The organism is Pseudescherichia sp. (genome assembly GCF_031998825.1).
GTDB lineage: Bacteria > Pseudomonadota > Gammaproteobacteria > Enterobacterales > Enterobacteriaceae > Pseudescherichia.
The window spans coordinates 39,643-58,667 of sequence record NZ_DAMACX010000025.1 but is presented as its reverse complement, the minus strand read 5'-3'; the positions used below and the strand labels follow the sequence as shown (position 1 = coordinate 58,667).

General features: G+C 57.4%; 18 protein-coding genes. 13 read left to right on the top strand and 5 right to left on the bottom strand.

Annotation, left to right across the window (positions count from 1 at the left end):
• From alr to RTP97_RS13045, 5 genes are all read left to right on the top strand, one after another.
• Positions 1 to 1,080, top strand: a complete 1,080-nt coding sequence (gene alr, locus RTP97_RS13065; RefSeq protein ID WP_312414265.1) for an alanine racemase — start codon at positions 1 to 3, stop codon at positions 1,078 to 1,080.
• A gap of 120 nt (positions 1,081 to 1,200) precedes the next feature.
• A complete protein-coding gene (gene tyrB / locus RTP97_RS13060) occupies positions 1,201 to 2,397 on the top strand; it encodes an aromatic amino acid transaminase (protein WP_312414262.1) in 1,197 nt (398 codons plus the stop codon).
• A gap of 64 nt (positions 2,398 to 2,461) precedes the next feature.
• Complete coding sequence (gene aphA / locus RTP97_RS13055; protein ID WP_312414260.1) at positions 2,462 to 3,172, top strand: acid phosphatase AphA; 711 nt, start codon at positions 2,462 to 2,464, stop codon at positions 3,170 to 3,172.
• A 105-nt stretch (positions 3,173 to 3,277) separates the two neighbouring features.
• A complete protein-coding gene (locus RTP97_RS13050) occupies positions 3,278 to 3,700 on the top strand; it encodes a secondary thiamine-phosphate synthase enzyme YjbQ (protein WP_312414257.1) in 423 nt (140 codons plus the stop codon).
• On the top strand, positions 3,697 to 4,050 hold the full coding sequence (locus RTP97_RS13045; protein ID WP_312414254.1) for an MmcQ/YjbR family DNA-binding protein: 354 nt from the start codon (positions 3,697 to 3,699) through the stop codon (positions 4,048 to 4,050). The genes RTP97_RS13050 and RTP97_RS13045 overlap by 4 nt, the downstream gene beginning before the upstream one ends.
• Here the strand turns inward: RTP97_RS13045 and uvrA are convergent, their stop codons facing one another.
• Positions 4,051 to 6,876 (bottom strand): excinuclease ABC subunit UvrA, encoded by a 2,826-nt coding sequence (gene uvrA / locus RTP97_RS13040; RefSeq protein WP_312414251.1) that lies wholly within the window; start codon positions 6,874 to 6,876, stop codon positions 4,051 to 4,053. It lies immediately after the preceding gene.
• Positions 6,877 to 7,137: 261 nt separating this feature from the next.
• On the opposite strand from uvrA, the gene ssb1 reads away from it, so the two are divergent.
• On the top strand, positions 7,138 to 7,674 hold the full coding sequence (gene ssb1 / locus RTP97_RS13035) for a single-stranded DNA-binding protein SSB1 (protein WP_312414248.1): 537 nt from the start codon (positions 7,138 to 7,140) through the stop codon (positions 7,672 to 7,674).
• A gap of 65 nt (positions 7,675 to 7,739) precedes the next feature.
• On the opposite strand, the gene RTP97_RS13030 is transcribed toward ssb1, so the two are convergent.
• Complete coding sequence (locus RTP97_RS13030) at positions 7,740 to 8,021, bottom strand: YjcB family protein (protein ID WP_312414245.1); 282 nt, start codon at positions 8,019 to 8,021, stop codon at positions 7,740 to 7,742.
• 530 nt (positions 8,022 to 8,551) lie between these two features.
• Between RTP97_RS13030 and RTP97_RS13025 the strand changes: the two genes are divergently transcribed.
• On the top strand, positions 8,552 to 10,117 hold the full coding sequence (locus RTP97_RS13025) for an EAL domain-containing protein (RefSeq protein ID WP_312414242.1): 1,566 nt from the start codon (positions 8,552 to 8,554) through the stop codon (positions 10,115 to 10,117).
• 10 nt (positions 10,118 to 10,127) lie between these two features.
• Here RTP97_RS13025 and soxS read toward each other — a convergent pair whose 3' ends face one another.
• Complete coding sequence (gene soxS, locus RTP97_RS13020; protein WP_312414238.1) at positions 10,128 to 10,451, bottom strand: superoxide response transcriptional regulator SoxS; 324 nt, start codon at positions 10,449 to 10,451, stop codon at positions 10,128 to 10,130.
• An 86-nt stretch (positions 10,452 to 10,537) separates the two neighbouring features.
• On the opposite strand from soxS, the gene soxR reads away from it, so the two are divergent.
• The 4 genes from soxR to RTP97_RS13000 all read left to right on the top strand — a co-directional run bounded on the left by soxR (position 10,538) and on the right by RTP97_RS13000 (position 15,467).
• On the top strand, positions 10,538 to 11,008 hold the full coding sequence (gene soxR, locus RTP97_RS13015; protein ID WP_312414235.1) for a redox-sensitive transcriptional activator SoxR: 471 nt from the start codon (positions 10,538 to 10,540) through the stop codon (positions 11,006 to 11,008).
• A gap of 289 nt (positions 11,009 to 11,297) precedes the next feature.
• Positions 11,298 to 11,966: a glutathione S-transferase gene (locus tag RTP97_RS13010; protein WP_312414232.1), complete on the top strand. Its 669-nt coding sequence runs from the start codon at positions 11,298 to 11,300 to the stop codon at positions 11,964 to 11,966.
• Between the two features lie 340 nt (positions 11,967 to 12,306).
• Complete coding sequence (locus tag RTP97_RS13005) at positions 12,307 to 13,656, top strand: NCS2 family permease (protein ID WP_312414230.1); 1,350 nt, start codon at positions 12,307 to 12,309, stop codon at positions 13,654 to 13,656.
• A 164-nt stretch (positions 13,657 to 13,820) separates the two neighbouring features.
• A complete protein-coding gene (locus RTP97_RS13000; RefSeq protein WP_312414227.1) occupies positions 13,821 to 15,467 on the top strand; it encodes a Na+/H+ antiporter in 1,647 nt (548 codons plus the stop codon).
• 87 nt (positions 15,468 to 15,554) lie between these two features.
• On the opposite strand, the gene RTP97_RS12995 is transcribed toward RTP97_RS13000, so the two are convergent.
• A complete protein-coding gene (locus RTP97_RS12995; protein ID WP_312414225.1) occupies positions 15,555 to 16,442 on the bottom strand; it encodes a LysR family transcriptional regulator in 888 nt (295 codons plus the stop codon).
• A 103-nt stretch (positions 16,443 to 16,545) separates the two neighbouring features.
• Here RTP97_RS12995 and RTP97_RS12990 point away from each other — a divergent pair, with 103 nt between their 5' ends.
• Complete coding sequence (locus RTP97_RS12990) at positions 16,546 to 16,956, top strand: CidA/LrgA family protein (protein ID WP_312414223.1); 411 nt, start codon at positions 16,546 to 16,548, stop codon at positions 16,954 to 16,956.
• On the top strand, positions 16,949 to 17,638 hold the full coding sequence (locus tag RTP97_RS12985) for an LrgB family protein (protein ID WP_312414221.1): 690 nt from the start codon (positions 16,949 to 16,951) through the stop codon (positions 17,636 to 17,638). The genes RTP97_RS12990 and RTP97_RS12985 overlap by 8 nt, the downstream gene beginning before the upstream one ends.
• 15 nt (positions 17,639 to 17,653) lie before the next feature.
• On the opposite strand, the gene RTP97_RS12980 is transcribed toward RTP97_RS12985, so the two are convergent.
• Positions 17,654 to 18,943, bottom strand: a complete 1,290-nt coding sequence (locus RTP97_RS12980; RefSeq protein WP_312414218.1) for a Gfo/Idh/MocA family oxidoreductase — start codon at positions 18,941 to 18,943, stop codon at positions 17,654 to 17,656.
• Positions 18,944 to 19,025: the final 82 nt, after the last annotated feature.

Here is a 19,025-nt window from a genome sequence, read left to right as displayed (position 1 = left end):
ATGCAAGCGGCAACCGTAATAGTTAACCGCCGCGCTCTGCGACACAATCTGCAACGCCTGCGCGAACTGGCTCCCGCCAGCAAACTGGTTGCAGTGGTGAAAGCGAACGCTTACGGACACGGTCTCCTTGAGACCGCGCGAACGCTCCCCGACGCCGACGCCTTTGGCGTTGCCCGTCTTGAAGAGGCCCTGCAGCTGCGTGAGGGCGGCATTACTCAGCCGATCCTGCTGCTGGAGGGTTTTTTTTCCGCTAACGATCTCCCCACGCTCTCTGCCCAACAGCTGCACACCGCCGTGCACAGTGCCGAGCAGCTGGAAGCGCTGGAGAGGGCAGAGCTCCCCGAACCCATCACCGTCTGGATGAAGCTCGATACCGGCATGCACCGGCTGGGTGTACGTCCCGAAGAGGCCAGCGCATTCTACCAGCGGCTCTGCGCCTGTAAAAACGTGCGCCAGCCGGTGAATATCGTCAGCCACTTTGCCCGCGCCGATGAGCCAGAGTGCGGCGCAACCGAGCAGCAGCTGGATATCTTCACCACCTTCACCGAAGGCAAGCCGGGCCTGCGCTCTATTGCGGCCTCCGGCGGCATTCTGCTCTGGCCGCAGGCCCACTTTGATTGGGTGCGCCCCGGCATCATTCTCTACGGTGTCTCGCCGTTGGATCAAAAACCCTGGGGAGCCGATTTTGGTTTCCAGCCAGTGATGTCCCTGACCTCCAAACTGATCGCCGTACGTCCGCATCGTGCAGGCGAGCCGGTGGGCTACGGCGGAACCTGGACCAGCGAGCGCGATACGCGTCTCGGCGTCGTGGCGATGGGCTACGGTGATGGCTATCCCCGCGCTGCGCCGTCCGGTACGCCGGTGCTGATCAACGGCCGTGAAGTGCCTATTGTCGGGCGCGTGGCAATGGATATGATCTGCGTTGACCTTGGACCAGACGCCCACGAGCGCGCAGGCGATCCGGTGGTGATGTGGGGCGAAGGGCTGCCGGTAGAGCGCATCGCTGAGATTACAAAAGTAAGCGCTTACGAACTTATTACGCGGCTCACATCGCGAGTCGCGATGCAATATGTAGATTAATGATTGCGCCCGGCGGCGCTGCGCTTGCCGGGCCTGGAAATGCTAACAACTCCTCGATCTCTATCCGCTTCCGGTTTATTGTGTTTACTACCCCCGCCTGTAAATCTGGAGAACCACCGCGTGTTTCAAAAAGTTGACGCCTACGCTGGCGACCCCATCCTGACGCTGATGGAGCGTTTCAAAGAGGATCCCCGTAGCGATAAAGTAAATCTCAGCATCGGCCTCTACTATAACGAAGATGGCCTGATCCCACAGCTTCAGGCCGTGGCCGAAGCGGAGGCACGCCTGAACGCCCAGCCGCACGGCGCATCGCTCTACCTGCCGATGGAGGGCCTGCCGGGCTACCGTCACACCATTGCGCCGCTGCTTTTTGGTGCTGAACATCCGGTGCTGAAGGCGAACCGCGTGGCGACTATCCAGACTCTCGGCGGCTCCGGTGCGTTAAAGGTAGGAGCCGACTTTCTGAAACGCTACTTCCCTGACTCTGGCGTCTGGGTCAGCGATCCGACCTGGGAAAACCACATTGCTATTTTTGAGGGTGCCGGGTTCGAAGTAAGTACTTACCCATGGTTTGATAGCGAAACCAACGGCGTGCGCGTCGAGGCTCTGCTGGCAACGCTGCAAAGCCTGCCTGCCCGCAGCATCGTTCTGCTGCATCCGTGCTGCCACAACCCCACCGGGGCTGACCTGACCAATCCGCAGTGGGATGCGGTGATTGAGGTGCTGAAATCGCGTGAGCTGATCCCGTTCCTCGATATCGCCTATCAGGGCTTTGGTGCCGGGATGGAAGAGGATGCCTACGCTATTCGCGCCATCGCTGATGCTGGCCTGCCCGCGCTGGTGAGCAACTCCTTCTCGAAGATCTTCTCTCTCTACGGCGAGCGCGTCGGTGGCCTGTCCATTGTCTGTGAAGATGAAGAAACCGCCGGGCGTGTGCTGGGACAGCTGAAAGCCACCGTACGCCGCAACTACTCCAGCCCGCCAAACTTCGGCGCGCAGGTCGTGGCGACCGTCCTGGGGGACGCGACCCTGAAAGCCCAGTGGCTGGCGGAAGTTGAAACGATGCGTCTGCGCATCTCTGCCATGCGTCAGGAGCTGGTTAAGGTTCTACGCGAGGCGGTGCCGGGGCATAACTTTGACTATCTGTTGCAGCAGCGCGGCATGTTCAGCTATACCGGCCTCAGTGCGGCACAGGTGACTCGACTGCGTGAAGAGTTTGGTGTCTATCTGATCGCCAGCGGACGTATGTGCCTTGCTGGTCTGAATAGCAGTAATGTGCACCGCGTCGCACAGGCCTTTGCCGCTGTGATGGCATAATACGCGCCTTCCCCGGCAAAAGGCCGGGGGAAATTCTACCTAATTATAATGTTTAAGGATGAATATGCGTAAAATGCCCCTCGCACTGAGTGCATTATGTCTGCTGTTTACCGTAGGTGCTGCCAGCGCGCACGCCTCCTCTCCTTCGCCGCTCTATCCGGGAACCAACGTCGCGAAACTGGCTGAGCAAGCGCCCATTCATTGGGTCTCGGTCGCCCAGATTGAAAACAGCCTCCAGGGCCGCCCGCCGATGGCCGTTGGGTTTGATATCGATGATACCGTGCTCTTCTCAAGCCCTGGCTTCTGGCGGGGCAAAGAGACCTTTTCACCGCAGAGTGAAGAGTACCTCCACAATCCCGCCTTCTGGGAGAAGATGAACAACGGCTGGGATGAGTACAGCATCCCCAAAGAGGTCGCACGGGCGCTGCTCGCAATGCACGTCAAACGCGGCGATGCGATCTACTTCGTTACCGGTCGCAGCCAGACTAAAACCGAGACCGTGTCAAAAACGCTGCAGGATGATTTTCAGATCCCCGCCGAGAATATGAATCCGGTGATTTTTGCCGGCGACCAGCCGGGCCAGAACACCAAGACCCAGTGGCTACAGGATAAGCAGATAAAGCTGTTCTACGGCGACTCGGATAACGACATCAGCGCCGCACGAGAAGTAGGCGCACGAGGCATTCGCGTGCTGCGCGCCTCTAACTCTACCTACCGCCCCATGCCGCAGGCGGGGATGTATGGCGAAGAGGTTATCGCTAACTCCGAGTATTGATTGTCAAAAGGCAATCGCCAGGTTGCCTTATTTTGTTCCTTTTCTGGCTGTTCTGCCCTGGGTGTTACACACTTAGCATCAGGTGAATTAACTCTGGAGCACGCTATGTGGTATCAACAAACTCTCAGGCTTGGCGCAAAGCCACGCGGTTTCCATCTGGTGACGGACGAGGTGCTGGAACAAATTCCTTCCCTTAGCCGCATCAAAACGGGTTTGTTGCACCTGCTGCTACAGCACACCTCCGCCTCTCTCACGCTGAATGAAAATTGCGATCCCACCGTGCGTTACGACATGGAGCAGCACTTTCTGCAGGCCGTGCCGGACAGCGCCCGCTACGAGCACGACGCTGAGGGGCCGGACGATATGCCTTCTCACATCAAATCTTCCACGCTTGGCGTATCGCTGCTGCTGCCGGTGCAGAACGGTCGTGTACAGCTGGGGACGTGGCAGGGCATCTGGCTGGGAGAGCACCGCATTCACGGCGGATCGCGCAAAATCATCGCAACACTACAAGGGGAAGAGAAATGATCAATTCGGAACTGCTGACCTACTGCATGGATAAACCAGGCGCGGAGCAGAGCGTACACAGCGACTGGAAGGCTACGCAGATCAAAGTGGCAGACGTGCTATTTGCGATGGTGCATGACGTTGATAACCGCCCGGCGGTATCGCTGAAAACCAGTCCGGAGCTGGCCGAGCTATTGCGGAGTGAAAATGCAGACGTGCGGCCGAGCGCGCGTTTGAATAAGGCGCACTGGAGTACGGTATTCCTCGATGGATCGCTGCCGAAGTCGCAGATTTACTATCTGGTGGATGCGTCCTATAAGCTGGCGGTGGAAGCGCTGCCTGACACCATCAGGCAGCAGCTTTCCGTCTAACTATTTCAGCATCGGTTTAAGGAAGCGGGCAGTGTGCGAGGCTTCGCACTCTGCGACCGTTTCCGGCGTGCCGGAGACGAGGATCTCGCCGCCGCCGCTGCCCCCTTCCGGGCCGAGATCGACAATCCAGTCCGCGGTCTTGATCACGTCAAGGTTGTGCTCAATCACTACGATGGTGTTGCCCTGATCGCGCAGCTGGTGCAGCACTTCCAGCAGCTGCTGGATGTCGGCAAAGTGCAGGCCGGTGGTCGGCTCATCCAGAATATAGAGCGTCTGACCGGTACCGCGTTTTGACAGCTCACGCGCCAGCTTCACGCGCTGGGCCTCACCGCCGGAGAGCGTGGTAGCAGACTGACCGAGACGGATGTAGGAGAGACCCACGTCCATCAGGGTTTGCAGCTTGCGCGCCAGCGCCGGAACGGCATCAAAGAACTCACGCGCCTCTTCGATGGTCATATCCAGCACTTCGTGAATGCTCTTGCCCTTGTATTTGATCTCCAGCGTTTCGCGGTTATAGCGTTTGCCTTTGCACTGGTCGCACGGCACGTAGATATCCGGCAGGAAGTGCATCTCGACCTTGATCACGCCATCGCCCTGGCAGGCTTCGCAGCGGCCGCCGCGCACGTTAAAGCTGAAACGCCCCGGCGTATAGCCACGCGAGCGCGATTCCGGCACGCCAGCAAACAGCTCACGCACCGGCGTAAAGACGCCGGTATAGGTCGCCGGGTTTGAGCGCGGAGTACGGCCAATCGGGCTCTGGTCGATATCGATTACCTTATCGAAGTGCTCCAGGCCCTGAACCTCACGGTAGGGTGCCGGCTCGGCGATAGTCGCACCGTTAAGCTGGCGCTGGGCAATCGGGAACAGGGTGTCGTTGATCAGGGTCGATTTACCCGAGCCGGAGACGCCAGTGATACAGGTAAACAGGCCTACCGGCAGGGTCAGCGTCACATCCTTCAGGTTGTTACCGCGTGCGCCAGAGAGTTTCAGCACCTTCGACGGATCGGCAGGCACGCGCTCTTTCGGCACGGCGATCTGCCGCTTGCCGCTCATAAACTGCCCGGTTAACGACTCCGGCACCGCCATGATGGCATCCAGCGGGCCTTCCGCCACCACCTGACCCCCGTGAACGCCTGCGCCTGGGCCGATATCAATCACGTGGTCGGCGGCGCGGATCGCGTCTTCATCATGCTCAACCACAATCACCGTGTTGCCAAGGTCACGCAGGTGGATCAGCGTGCCCAGCAGACGTTCGTTGTCGCGCTGGTGCAGGCCGATAGACGGCTCATCCAGCACGTACATTACCCCAACCAGACCGGCACCGATCTGGCTCGCCAGACGAATACGCTGCGCTTCACCGCCGGAGAGCGTCTCCGCCGAGCGGGAGAGAGTCAGGTAGTTAAGGCCGACGTTCACCAGGAACTTCAGGCGATCGCCAATCTCCTTCAGCACCTTCTCGGCGATCTTCGCCCGCTGGCCCGCCAGCTTAAGGTTGTTGAAGAAGTCCATCGCGTGGCCGATGCTCATGTCAGAGATAGCCGGTAGCGGCGTGTTCTCCACGAAGACGTGGCGTGCTTCACGACGCAGGCGTGTGCCGTCGCAGGAGGCGCACGGACGGTTGCTGATAAACTTCGCCAGCTCTTCGCGTACCGCGCTGGACTCGGTCTCTTTGTAACGGCGCTCCATATTGTGCAGGACGCCTTCAAACGGATGGCGGCGCACGGAGGTGTCACCGCGATCGTTCATGTATTTAAATTCGATGCTCTCTTTACCGGAGCCGAACAGCACCACTTTTTGCACCGACGCGCTCAGGCTCTCCCAGGCATCATCAACATCAAACTTGTAGTGATCCGCCAGCGAACGCAGCATCTGGAAATAATAAAAGTTACGGCGATCCCAGCCGCGAATTGCGCCGCCGGACAGCGACAGCTCCGGGTTCTGGATCACGCGATCCGGATCGAAATACTGCTGCACGCCCAACCCGTCACAGGTCGGACAGGCACCGGCCGGGTTGTTGAAGGAGAACATACGCGGTTCCAGCTCGTTCATGCTGTAGCCGCAGATCGGGCAGGCAAAGTTGGCCGAGAAGAGCAGCTCTTCGACCTTATCATCGTCCATATCGGCGACAATTGCCGTGCCACCGGAGAGATCCAGCGCAGTTTCAAAGGACTCTGCCAGGCGCTGGGTCAGATCGTCCCGCACCTTAAAGCGGTCGATGACCACTTCAATAGTATGTTTTTTATGCAGTTCAAGGCTCGGCGGATCCGAGAGGTCGCACACTTCACCATCGATACGCGCACGGATATAGCCCTGGCTTGCCAGGTTCTCCAGCGTCTTGGTGTGCTCGCCCTTACGCTCTTTGATAATCGGCGCAAGCAGCATCAGGCGCTTGCCCTCCGGCTGCGACAGCACGTTATCCACCATCTGGCTGACGGTCTGTGCATCCAGCGGCACATTGTGATCCGGGCAGCGCGGTTCGCCCACGCGGGCAAACAGCAGGCGCAGGTAGTCGTGGATCTCAGTAATGGTCCCGACCGTAGAGCGCGGGTTGTGCGAGGTCGACTTCTGCTCAATGGAGATCGCGGGCGACAGCCCTTCGATGTGATCGACATCCGGCTTTTCCATTAACGACAGGAACTGGCGCGCATAGGCGGAGAGCGATTCAACGTAGCGCCGCTGGCCTTCGGCGTAGAGAGTGTCGAAAGCCAGGGATGATTTACCTGAACCTGAAAGCCCGGTCACGACAATCAGCTTGTCGCGTGGGATAACGAGATTGATATTCTTGAGATTGTGGGTGCGCGCGCCCCGTACTTCTATCTTATCCATTCACCTTTCCCGGTAAGAGACTCGGCGCTCGGTATGTTTGAAGGACATCCGGCGAACTGAACTGAAACGGTTAATTATGACACAAAAAAACCTGAATGGATATACAGTATAAGAATGCATCCCGGGCGCATTTGTGCGAAAATAGCGCACGGCGGGAGGATTACTGGAATCCTTCTCGCAAGGTATCAAAGCGTCGCTTGGTAAGTTACAATCGCGCGCTTACACTATTGAGATTAAGAAACGTATTCAGGAGACACAACCATGGCCAGCAGAGGCGTAAACAAGGTGATTCTCGTCGGTAATCTGGGCCAGGACCCGGAAGTACGCTACATGCCGAATGGGGGCGCAGTAGCCAACATTACGCTGGCTACTTCCGAATCCTGGCGTGATAAAGCGACCGGTGAGATGAAAGAGCAGACCGAATGGCACCGGGTTGTGCTGTTTGGCAAACTGGCCGAGGTGGCCGGTGAGTATCTGCGTAAAGGTTCTCAGGTCTACATCGAAGGCGCCCTGCGCACCCGCAAATGGACCGATCAGTCCGGCGCGGAAAAATACACCACGGAAGTGGTGGTGAACGTGGGCGGCACCATGCAGATGCTCGGCGGCCGTCAGGGCGGCGGTGCACCGGCAGGCGGTCAGCAGGGCGGCGGCCAGCAGGGCGGTTGGGGTCAGCCTCAGCAGCCGCAGGGCGGTAACCAGAACCAGTTCAGCGGCGGCGCACAGCAGCGTCCGCAGCAGTCCGCTCCGGCGCCGTCTAACGAGCCGCCGATGGACTTCGACGACGACATCCCGTTCTGATCCTGCGCTGATTCAGCGTGAGTCATAAAAAAACCCCGACGCGTCGGGGTTTTTTGTTTTCTAACTCAGGTCATTACCACCGGCCACTCTGGCGGTGCATGGCTGGCGACCTCAATCATCACGCTTTTGATGTTGTGCCAGATAGTGGCCACGTCGACCAAAGTGATGCCCAACAGTCCGGTGGCAAACCAGCAGGCAGCTACCACGCCAAGGCCGCTGCTGACGATTGCCAGACCAATATAGTCGGATTTACGGAACCTGATGTTCAGCGAGCTGGCTAAAAACATCAGGATTGCGCTCATGAGCTGCCAGCGCAGCAGAACAACGCTAGTCGTAAAGGTGGCCATAGTTTGTAACCTCACACGTTTGCGGGCCGCTTACGTGGTGGTGAGGCTCGCAGGAACAGACAGGATAAAATGAAACGCTCTTTTGGTTTCATAAGATATGTGAACTATATCACATTTGCTTTTTTATTAGCCAGTCATGTAACCGCTTTTTTGGCCACTTTTTAACCATGCCAATAGTGTGGAGATCGGGTGCGAACATTATTCGCTCAATGCGGATTTCCACAGACGAAAAAATAAACGCAGGGAGGATTCTTTTTTTACCGCACTGGCAGTTTGGCTTAATCAGCGATCCCCTGTTGCGTTAACGGAAAACCCCCAACGGTAGCTGGATAATTATTTCCTTTAATATAAACAGGGCGAACACTTTTAGTTTGGCTTACGGACAAATATTATCGTCATAACCAAATATTAGGTTTTTAATGATAAAAGTCGGTTGCTAATGTCTGATGATTCATGCAACGTAATCACCTGTTTATCAAAGCTTCCTGCCGACAATGCAGGCACACATAAAGCAGGGATATAGGGCAGAAATGAATCATAGCGCACGCCGCAAGGCGCTAAGGATTGTCGGGATCATCATGGTAGTTTTGCTGCCTGTGATGCTGGCGCTATGGTTTGCCCACATCCGCGCCGTTAAAGAGACCGGCATACAGCTGCGTTCATTTGCTCAGCTGGCGCTCGATAAGACCGAAATGGTTATCCAGCAGGTTGATATTGCTCGCAGTGAAGCAGAGAAGTTTAATGGCAGGATCTGTTCGCCGGCGCATCGCTATAATATGCTCAATATTATACGCGGGCAGCTCTACGTTGCTGATATAATATACGCCAACGGCAATCGCTTTTTATGCTCTACCTCAATGGCACCTGCTGAACCCTATATTATTCACGCAGCGGAATATACCCGCTCTCCGGATATCTCCAACTACTATTATCGTGATACCCCGTTTTATGCTGGCTATAAGATGGTCTATATGCAGCGCGGCCATTATGCCATGGTGGTTAATCCGCTGGCCTATAGCGAGGTAATGTCGGACGATCCCTCGCTGGCCTACGGCGTATATGACACAATAACCAAGGCGTTCTTCTCGGTTAGCCCGACGGCGGATGCCCGGGTACTGGCGGGTCTGATACAGAACAACGATTTTACCTTCCAGCAGGGCGGACGCTTCTATACCATCGCTAACTCAGAAAAGCGCCCCATTGCGATTATTGTCTCGACCTCCAGCGATCGCTATTTCCAGTTTCTTTATCACCAGGCAACGCTCACTCTGCCGCTGGGGATGATTTGCAGCATTATTATTTTGCTGATGTGGTCCCGAACCCAGCAGGAATTTAATTCCCCGCGCCGCTTGTTGCATCGCGCCTTGTTAAAACGCCAGCTGCGGCTCAATTATCAACCGATTATTGATATTAAAACCGGACAGTGTGTGGGGGCGGAAGCCCTGTTACGCTGGCCGGGTTTTGAAGGGCCGGTGATGAGCCCGGCGGAATTTATTCCGCTAGCGGAAAAAGAGGGGCTAATTGAGCGGGTAACTGATTATGCTGTCGAAGAAGTGTTTGCTGATTTAGGCCGCTTTTTGTCAGAAAATCCGCAGCTCTATATCTCAATCAACCTGTCTGCATCAGACTTTCACTCCTCACGCCTGATTGCCTTAATTTCTGATAAAGCCCAGCAGCATGACGTGCGGGCGCAGCAAATTAAGATTGAGGTCACCGAGCGTGGATTTATTGATGTACCGAAAACAACGCCGGTGATCCAGGCATTCCGCCAGGCCGGATATGAAGTCGCGATTGATGATTTTGGTACCGGCTACTCGAACCTGCACAACCTCTATTCGCTGAACGTTGATATTCTGAAAATCGATAAATCCTTTATCGATACGCTTACCACCAACAGCACCAGCCACCTGATTGCGGAGCACATCATTGAGATGGCGCAAAGCTTGCGCCTCAAGATTATCGCTGAAGGCGTTGAAACCTCGGAGCAGGTAACCTGGCTGTTAAAACGTGGCGTACAGTATTGCCAGGGCTGGTACTTCGCGAAGGCGCTGTCGCCGCAGGAATTTATGGAGTGGCTGCGACAGCCGCTGCGCTGAACCACCCTCGCTACATCTGATGGCGATAGTCGCTTGGCGTCCGATCAAACTCCCGACGAAACACGCGGGAAAAGGTCTGCTGCGACACATATCCCAGCTCCATCGCAATATCAAAAATAGGGCGCTGCGTGGTGCGTAGCGCTTCCGCCGCCATCAGCAGACGCCGCTGACGAATATAATCTCCGAGCGTCTGGTGAGTCACCGCACGAAACATCCGCTGCAAATACCACTTAGAGTATCCAGATTTCTGTGCCACTACATCAATGTTCAGGGGTTGGTCGATATGTTCATCAATCCATTCGGTAAGCGTATGAATAATTTGCTGATGGGACATATTGCTGCCTCTTTTTCAGTGCTGAAGTCGTCGTTTGGTCTGAAGCGGAGTATAATTCCTCAAGTTAACTTGAGGTAAAGCGCTTTATGGAAAAGAAATTGCCGCGTATTAAAGCCATGCTGACCCCTGGCGAGGTCGCGAAGCGTAGTGGGGTTGCGGTCTCGGCCCTGCACTTTTATGAGAGTAAAGGCTTGATTAAGAGCGTGCGTAACGAGGGTAATCAGCGGCGTTACGCCCGTGACGTGCTGCGCTACGTTGCTATTATAAAAATTGCTCAGCGCATCGGCATCCCGCTGGCCACCATCGGCGAAGCCCTGAGCGTGCTGCCTGCGGGCCACACGCTAAGTGCGAAAACATGGGAGCAGCTCTCTTTCCAGTGGCGTGAGGAGCTGGACAGACGTATCCACACCCTTGAGGCACTGCGCGACGATCTTAACGGCTGCATCGGCTGTGGCTGCCTGTCACGCAGAGACTGCCCGCTACGTAACCCAGGCGACAGGTTAGGGGAGCAGGGAACGGGCGCCCGGCTGTTAGAAGATGACGTAAACGATAGATAAAACTAAAGCGCCACAAGGGCGCTTTAGTTATTTCCGGTCTTTGTCTTTCACTCTATCCCGCTCATTTTACAGGAGGGTTTCCCCCGACATCGACACCCCTCGCTCGAACGCGTTGTTGAGGTTCCGGTTTGTGTTGACACTTTTAGTCTATGCCACCCGGCCTGAATTGCCAGCGGGATCGCCGCCCGTTTTGCCGAAATTTTTCGCGCATCATGTGCAGTTTTCTATAGTTAGTAGACATGACCGCTGGCCAGACAGTGCGTTGCTGGCATAAAACCGGGAGACAACCGTGATCACCGTACATCATCTTAACCAGTCGCGTTCGCAGCGCATCCTCTGGGCCCTGGAAGAGCTGGGTCTGCCCTACCAAATTGTTCGCTACCAGCGGGAAAAAACCATGATGGCGCCGGACGCGCTGAAAAAAGTGCATCCGCTGGGGAAATCGCCGGTGCTGGATGATAACGGTACGATAATCGCTGAATCCGGTGCGATTCTGGAACATTTACAGGAGACCTATGACACCCGCGGCCAGCTTAAGCCGACGGATATCCAGCAAAAGCTCCAGTACCGTTTCTGGTTGCACTATGCCGAAGGATCGTTGATGCCGCTCCTGCTGATGAAGCTGGTCTTTGGCAGCCTGGGTAAACCGCCGGTGCCTTTTGGCCTGCGCACCCTTGGCAAGGCGCTGGGGGAAGGGGTACAGAAGGCGTATCTTAATAAGCAGATTGAAACTCATGCCCGCTACATCGAGTCGCAGCTTGGCAGCCAGCCGTGGTTCACCGGCGAGCAGCCCAGCATGGCAGATATCCAGATGAGCTTCCCGGTGTTCGCCCTGCTGGCGCGTGGCGGCGTCGACCATCTGCCAAATCTGCAGGCGTGGAAAACGCGCGTCGAAAATCGTCCGGCCTGGCAGCGCGCTATTGCCCAGGGCGGCCCCTTTGAACTCCCCGGCGCGTAACCATTCTAAAAAATGATGGATGCCGATGACCAGGTGAGGGCCTGGCTAAAAATGTTGCAAGGTTGCGCATAGACGATAACGTTTGCGCATCCTCTGCCTGGTTTTTCGCCGTCATAAGGGGAATTTAGTAAAAACCGGCAAAGTTAAGTTGAAATACCCCCTGTGAAGGCTAGATAATCGTTTGCCTTTTTTACAGCCGTTTTGTTTGCGCGGAGTTAAACGTTTGCTTTTTGTGGCTCTGCTTAGCCACAACCTGTTTCGGAATGATGACGTTTAACGGGCAGTGGATTGTCCACCACGCTAAACAACGAAAAATAAAACTCTTCAGGGGATGTTTTCTATGTCTACGCCTTCAGCGCGTACCGGCGGTTCGCTTGACGCCTGGTTTAAAATTTCTGCTCGTGGCAGCACGCTCCGTCAGGAAGTGGTCGCCGGGTTAACCACCTTCCTCGCGATGGTCTACTCAGTGATCGTTGTTCCGGGCATGCTAGGAAAAGCGGGTTTTCCACCCGCCGCGGTGTTTGTTGCTACCTGTCTGGTAGCCGGTGTGGGCTCTATCGTCATGGGGCTATGGGCAAACCTGCCGCTGGCAATTGGCTGTGCCATCTCACTGACCGCCTTTACCGCCTTCAGCCTGGTGCTGGGCCAGCAGATCAGCGTTCCGGTCGCCCTTGGCGCGGTGTTCCTGATGGGGGTGCTGTTTACCGTGATCTCTGCCACCGGCATTCGTAGCTGGATCCTGCGCAACCTGCCGCAGGGCGTGGCGCACGGCACTGGGATCGGTATCGGTCTGTTCCTGCTGCTGATCGCTGCCAACGGCGTCGGTCTGGTGGTGAAAAACCCAATCGAAGGGCTGCCGGTAGCGCTGGGCAACTTCGACAGCTTCCCGGTGATCATGTCCCTGATTGGCCTGGCCGTGATTATCGGCCTGGAGAAATTGAAGGTGCCGGGCGGCATTCTGCTAACCATCATCGGCGTGTCGATTGTGGGTCTGATTTTCGATCCGAGCGTGCACTTCTCCGGTATTTTCGCTATGCCGTCGCTGAGCGACGATAAAGGTAACTCGCTGATTGGCAGCCTCGATATCGTTGGCGCGCTGAACCCGCTGGTGCTGCCGAGCGTGCTGGCGCTGGTGATGACGGCGGTATTCGATGCCACGGGTACCATCCGCGCGGTAGCCGGGCAGGCTAACCTGCTGGATAAAGATGGCCAGATTATCGACGGCGGTAAAGCGCTGACCACCGACTCCCTGAGCAGCGTCTTCTCCGGTCTGGTGGGTGCGGCCCCGGCAGCAGTCTATATCGAATCAGCGGCCGGTACGGCTGCGGGCGGTAAGACCGGCCTGACGGCGATTACCGTCGGCGTGCTGTTCCTGCTGATCCTGTTCCTCTCCCCGCTCTCCTACCTGGTCCCGGCCTACGCGACTGCACCGGCGCTGATGTACGTTGGCCTGCTGATGCTTAGCAACGTGGCAAAAATCGACTTTGCCGATTTCGTTGATGCGATGGCCGGTCTGATCACCGCCGTCTTTATCGTGCTGACCTGTAACATCGTTACCGGCATCATGATTGGCTTTGCCTCGCTGGTGATTGGCCGCATTGTTTCCGGCGAATGGCGTCGTCTGAATATGGGTACGGTGGTGATCGCCATCGCGCTGGTTGCTTTCTACGCGGGTGGCTGGGCAATCTAAGCCTCTCCGCTGCTAAAAATGGGTGGCTCTGGCCGCCCATTTTTATTTTTTAAGGCACATCTTGTTTCCTTTGCGTTAACCTGCATGTTCTATTATGAGAGGCATGATGCCTCGTCATCGCTCGTCACATCTCGATTATAAAAAACATCGCAAACAGGGAACGCATGGAAATATTCTTTACCATTCTCATCATGACCCTTGTGGTCTCTCTCTCCGGCGTCATCACGCGAGTTCTACCGTTCCAGATCCCGCTACCGCTGATGCAGATTGCCATCGGCGCGATGCTGGCGCTGCCAACTTTTGGCCTGCACGTTGAGTTCGATCCAGAGCTGTTTCTGGTGCTGTTTATCCCGCCGCTGCTGTTCGCCGACGGCTGGAAAACACCGACGCGGGAGTTCCTTGAACACGGACGGGAGATCCTCGGTCTCGCGCTGGCGCTGGTGCTGGTTACCGTCGTCGGCATCGGCTTTCTCATCTACTGGATCGTGCCGGGCATTCCGCTGGTGCCGGCGTTAGCGCTGGCGGCCGTGCTGTCACCTACCGACGCCGTGGCGCTCTCCGGCATCGTTGGGGAAGGGCGCATCCCGAAAAAAATCATGGGCATTCTGCAGGGCGAGGCGTTGATGAACGACGCCTCCGGCCTGGTATCGCTGAAGTTTGCCGTCGCGGTGGCGATGGGCACGATGGTGTTTACCGTCGGCGGCGCCTCGGTAGAATTCCTCAAGGTAGCCGTGGGCGGCATCCTGGCTGGCTTTATTGTTAGCTGGCTGTACGGGCGCTCGCTGCGCTTCCTCAGCCGCTGGGGCGGCGATGAGCCAGCGACGCAGATTGTACTGCTGTTCCTGCTGCCGTTTGCCTCTTATCTGATTGCAGAACACATTGGCTTCTCGGGCATTCTGGCCGCCGTGGCTGCCGGGATGACCATCACCCGCTCCGGGGTAATGCGCCGCGCGCCGCTGGCGATGCGTTTGCGGGCCAACAGCACCTGGTCGATGCTGGAGTTTGTCTTTAACGGTATGGTGTTCCTGCTGCTGGGCCTGCAGCTGCCAGGGATCCTTGAGTCCTCGCTGGTGGCCGCCGAGGCCGACCCGAACGTCGAAACCTGGATGCTGTTTACCGACATCGTGCTGATCTATGCCGCGCTGATGCTGGTGCGTTTCGGCTGGCTGTGGACAATGAAAAAGTTCAGCCAGCGCTTCTTAACCAAGAAGCCGATGGAGTTTGGCTCCTGGAGCACCCGCGAGCTGCTGATCGCCTCTTTCGCCGGGGTGCGCGGAGCGATTACCCTGGCGGGCGTGCTCTCTATCCCGCTGCTGCTGCCGGACGGTAACGTCTTCCCGGCCCGCTACGAGCTGGTATTCCTCGCTGCCGGTGTGATCCTCTTCTCGCTGTTTGTCGGCGTGGTAATGCTGCCGATCCTGCTTCAGCACATGGAGGTCGGGGACCATATTCAGCAGGCGAAGGAGGAGCGGCTGGCGCGTTCTGTAACCGCCGACGTGGCGATTGTGGCGATCCAGAAGATGCAGGAGCGACTGGCGGCCAACAGCGAAGAGAATATCGATAACCAGCTGCTGACCGAGGTGAGCTCGCGGGTGATCGGTAACCTGCGCCGCCGGGCCGATGGGCGTAACAACGCCGAAGGGTCGATGCAGGAAGAGAACCTCGAACGCCGCTTCCGTCTGGCGGCGCTGCGCTCCGAGCGTGCCGAGTTGTATCACCTGCGCGCCACGCGGCAGATCAGCAATGAGACGATGCAGAAGATGCTGCACGACCTCGACCTGCTGGAAGCGCTGCTGATAGAAAATAAGTGATTGTATTGCCCGGTAGCGCTGCGCTTACCGGGCCTACAGGTCCATAATCCGTAGGCCGGGTCAGGCGAAGCCGCCACCCGGCATTTTTTATGGCTGCGGTAACCAGAACCCCTCACAGCACGTCAGCCATGCCTGGGCGCTGTGCGACAGATAGACCCCCTCCCGCCAGATCATCCCCAGTTGCCACTGCAAATCACTTTGCAAGGGGATCCAGCGCAGCGTCTGCTTGTCCAGCCGCTGGCAGATTGGCTCCGGTAAAATCGCAATCCCGACCCCGGCCTGCACCATCGCGGCAAGAAAATCCCACTGGCCGCTGCGCACGGCGATGCGCGGCTTCACATCGTGCTGATTGAAAAGCCGCATCAGCTGCTGGCTGAGGGCAAAATCCTCGTTGTAGATCAGCAGCGGATGCTCGGCCAGCATCTCGGGCGATACCGCCTCGCACTTCAGCCAGTCGCCGGTGCGGGGGACCAGCACGCACAACGGGTGGCTAAACAGCGGCAGGGTGGTCAGGCCGCTCTCCTCCTCTACCGGCAGCGCCGTCAATGCCAGATCCAGCTCGCCGTTCATTACCGCCTGCTGGACGGTCAGGCCGCCAAATTCGGCAATTTTCAGCTCTACGCCGGGATAGCGCTGGCGAAACAGGCTGATGGGCCCGGCCATTAGCATGCCAACCATCGGCGGTATGCCCAGCCGCAGCACCCCTTTGTTGAGGTGGTGAATATCATCCAGCTCGGCCTCCAACTGCCGGAACTCGGCAAGGATCGCCTGGCCGCGTTCAAATACGACCCGGCCAGTATCGGTGAGCAGCAGCCTACGCCCGTCGCGGATCAGCAGGGTGCTGTTCAGCTCATCCTCCAGGTTTTTCAGCATCTTGCTAATGGTGGGCTGGGTGACGAACAACCGCTCCGCTGCGCGGGTGAAACTCTGCTGGCGCACGACCTCCACAAAATAGCGCAGCGTTCTGATGTCCATGACTATTCCTTTTAACTATGTCTGCGATGAGTTTAATTCATTTCAACCCGCTGTAGTGGCTCTCTATACTGTGTCTCCGATCACATTTCATGGACATACCCTGATGGACGTGGCGTTACGCCGTGTTACGCCTGCGCTAATGCGTCGGCTCCAGATCCCGCTGCAGGTGCTGCTCTATGCCGGACTCTTTGTCATGGCCCAGCATCTTGTACAGTGGCTCAGCCTGCCGCTGCCTGCAAACCTGGTGGGAATGATTATTCTGCTGACGCTGGTTATCTGCCGGATCGTTCCCCTGAAATGGGTGCGGGCCGGAGCAAGCTGGCTGCTGGCCGAGATGCTGCTCTTTTTTGTGCCTGCGGTGGTGGCGGTGGTGAACTACGCCCAGCTGCTGCTGATCGACGGCTGGCGCATTTTCGCCGTCATCGCCCTCAGCACCTTGCTGGTTTTAGGCGCAACGGCCTGGGTGGTGGATAGGGTCTATCGCTACGAACTCCGTAGGCAGCAGCATGACTGATTTTCAACTGGGGCTGCTCTGCCTGGCCGTCACGCTACTCATCTACTTCGCCAATAAAAAACTCTATCGCCGCTTTCGCACTCTGCCTCTGATGCCGCTGGTCTGCACGCCGATTGTGCTGGTGCTGATGCTGGTATTTGGCCATATCTCCTACCAGAACTACATGGGCGAGACGCACTGGCTGCTGTGGCTGCTCGGTCCGGCAACCATCGCCTTTGCCGTGCCGGTCTATGACAACCTGGCAATGATCAAGCGTCACTGGATGTCGCTCACCGCCGGGACCTTCACTGCGACGGTGGTGGCAGTGACCAGCTCGGTGTGGCTGGCGCGTCTTTTTACCCTACCCGATGAGATCCAGCGCAGCCTGGCGGTGCGCTCGGTCACGACGCCGTTTGCGCTGGCGGCGGCCGGGCCGCTGGGAGGCCAGCCGGATCTGGTGGCGCTGTTTGTAGTAGTAACGGGCGTCTTCGGTATGGCGGTGGGGGATATGCTGTTTTTGCGCCTTGCCATCCGGGAAGGCATGGCGAAAGGGGCTGGCTTTGGCGCAGCCTCGCACGGGGCAGGGACGGCGCGATCCTACGAGCTGGGCCAGCAGGAGGGCGTCGTTGCCAGCCTGGTGATGATGCTCTCCGGGGTGGTGATGGTGCTGATTGCGCCGCTGGTCGCCAGAGTCATGTTCTGACCAGCGGCGTAGGGTCTACTTCAGCCGGGCAACCAGCTCAAACTCGCGGAAGTTAACCGGGCGCTGCTGCTGCATGGAGATATTCCCGGCGATGCCGGTGAGGATCGACATCGCTCCCGCCCGGTGGTCGGCGGCGCGCTTGAGCGGATCGTCTCCCGGCTCGCCGAACAGATCCGCCAGCATGGCGTTATCCCCGCCGCCGTGGCCACCTTCGCCAACGGTGAACTCCGCCTTCCACGGCGCGGCAAACATCGGGAAGACGGTAATATCGCATCCCTCCAGGCTCCCTTCGTTCTCGCGTGCGCCGCCAGCGTTAACGTAGGATTTCTCCACCAGCTTCATCTCCAGCCGTCCCGCGCTGCCGTTAAACACCACGTTCAACCCCTCCCAGGGCAGATAGGCATTCAGGGAGTAGGTCAGCTGCACCCGGTTTTGGTACTTCACCAACACCGACATGGTGTCTTCGATGGTAATGCCGTCGCTAAACACGCTCTGGTCGCGGAAGTAGTTATCCTCATGCTCGGCATCAAGATAGAGCGCTTTCAGCTGGGCGTTATCGGCCATCTGCAGTGCAAAGGGATCCGCTTTCGCCTGCTCATAGCCGTGAGCACGGGGATAGAACTGCGTGACGCCCCGCCGCTCGGCATTCTCTTTACCGTAGAAGCGCAGCCCGCCCTCGGCATAGACGCGCTCGGGATAGCTCCCCAGCCAGAAGTTCATCAGGTCAAAGTGGTGAGTCGATTTATGCACCAGCAGGCCGCCGCTGTTGCGCTTCTCCCGGTGCCAGCGGCGGAAGTAGTCCGCGCCGTGCTCGGTGTTGAGCAGCCACTCAAAATGGACGGAGTAGACCTCGCCAATCGTACCGTTCATCAGCAGCTCGCGTACCTTGCTGTGGTGCGGGGCATAGCGGTAGTTAAAGGCCACGCGCACGCTGCGGCCCGTCTCTTCAATAGCGTCGAGGATACGCAGAGCACGTTGCTCATCAATGGTCATTGGCTTTTCGGTGATGACGTCACACCCAGCCCGCAGCGCCCGCACGATATAGTCGTCGTGGGTACGGTCTATGGTGGTGACGATAATCGTGTCCGGGCGCGTTTCGCGGATCATCGCCTCAAACTGCTCAGCTTTCCACGTTGATACCGGCTCGCTGTCGCTGCTTTGCAGCAGCTGGTTGGCGTAATCCATGCGCGTCTGGTTGGTATCGCAGAAGGCAACCAGCTGCGCCGTTTCGCGCCACTGTCCGCCAATAGCAGAGATGTACAGTCCGGCCCGACCACCGGTTCCGACAAGGGCATATCGCTTCATCGTATCCTCTCGTATTAAAACAACGTTTCAAATAGATTGAGATACTGTATCGCGATTGTGAGAAGAGAACTGTGATCCCCGG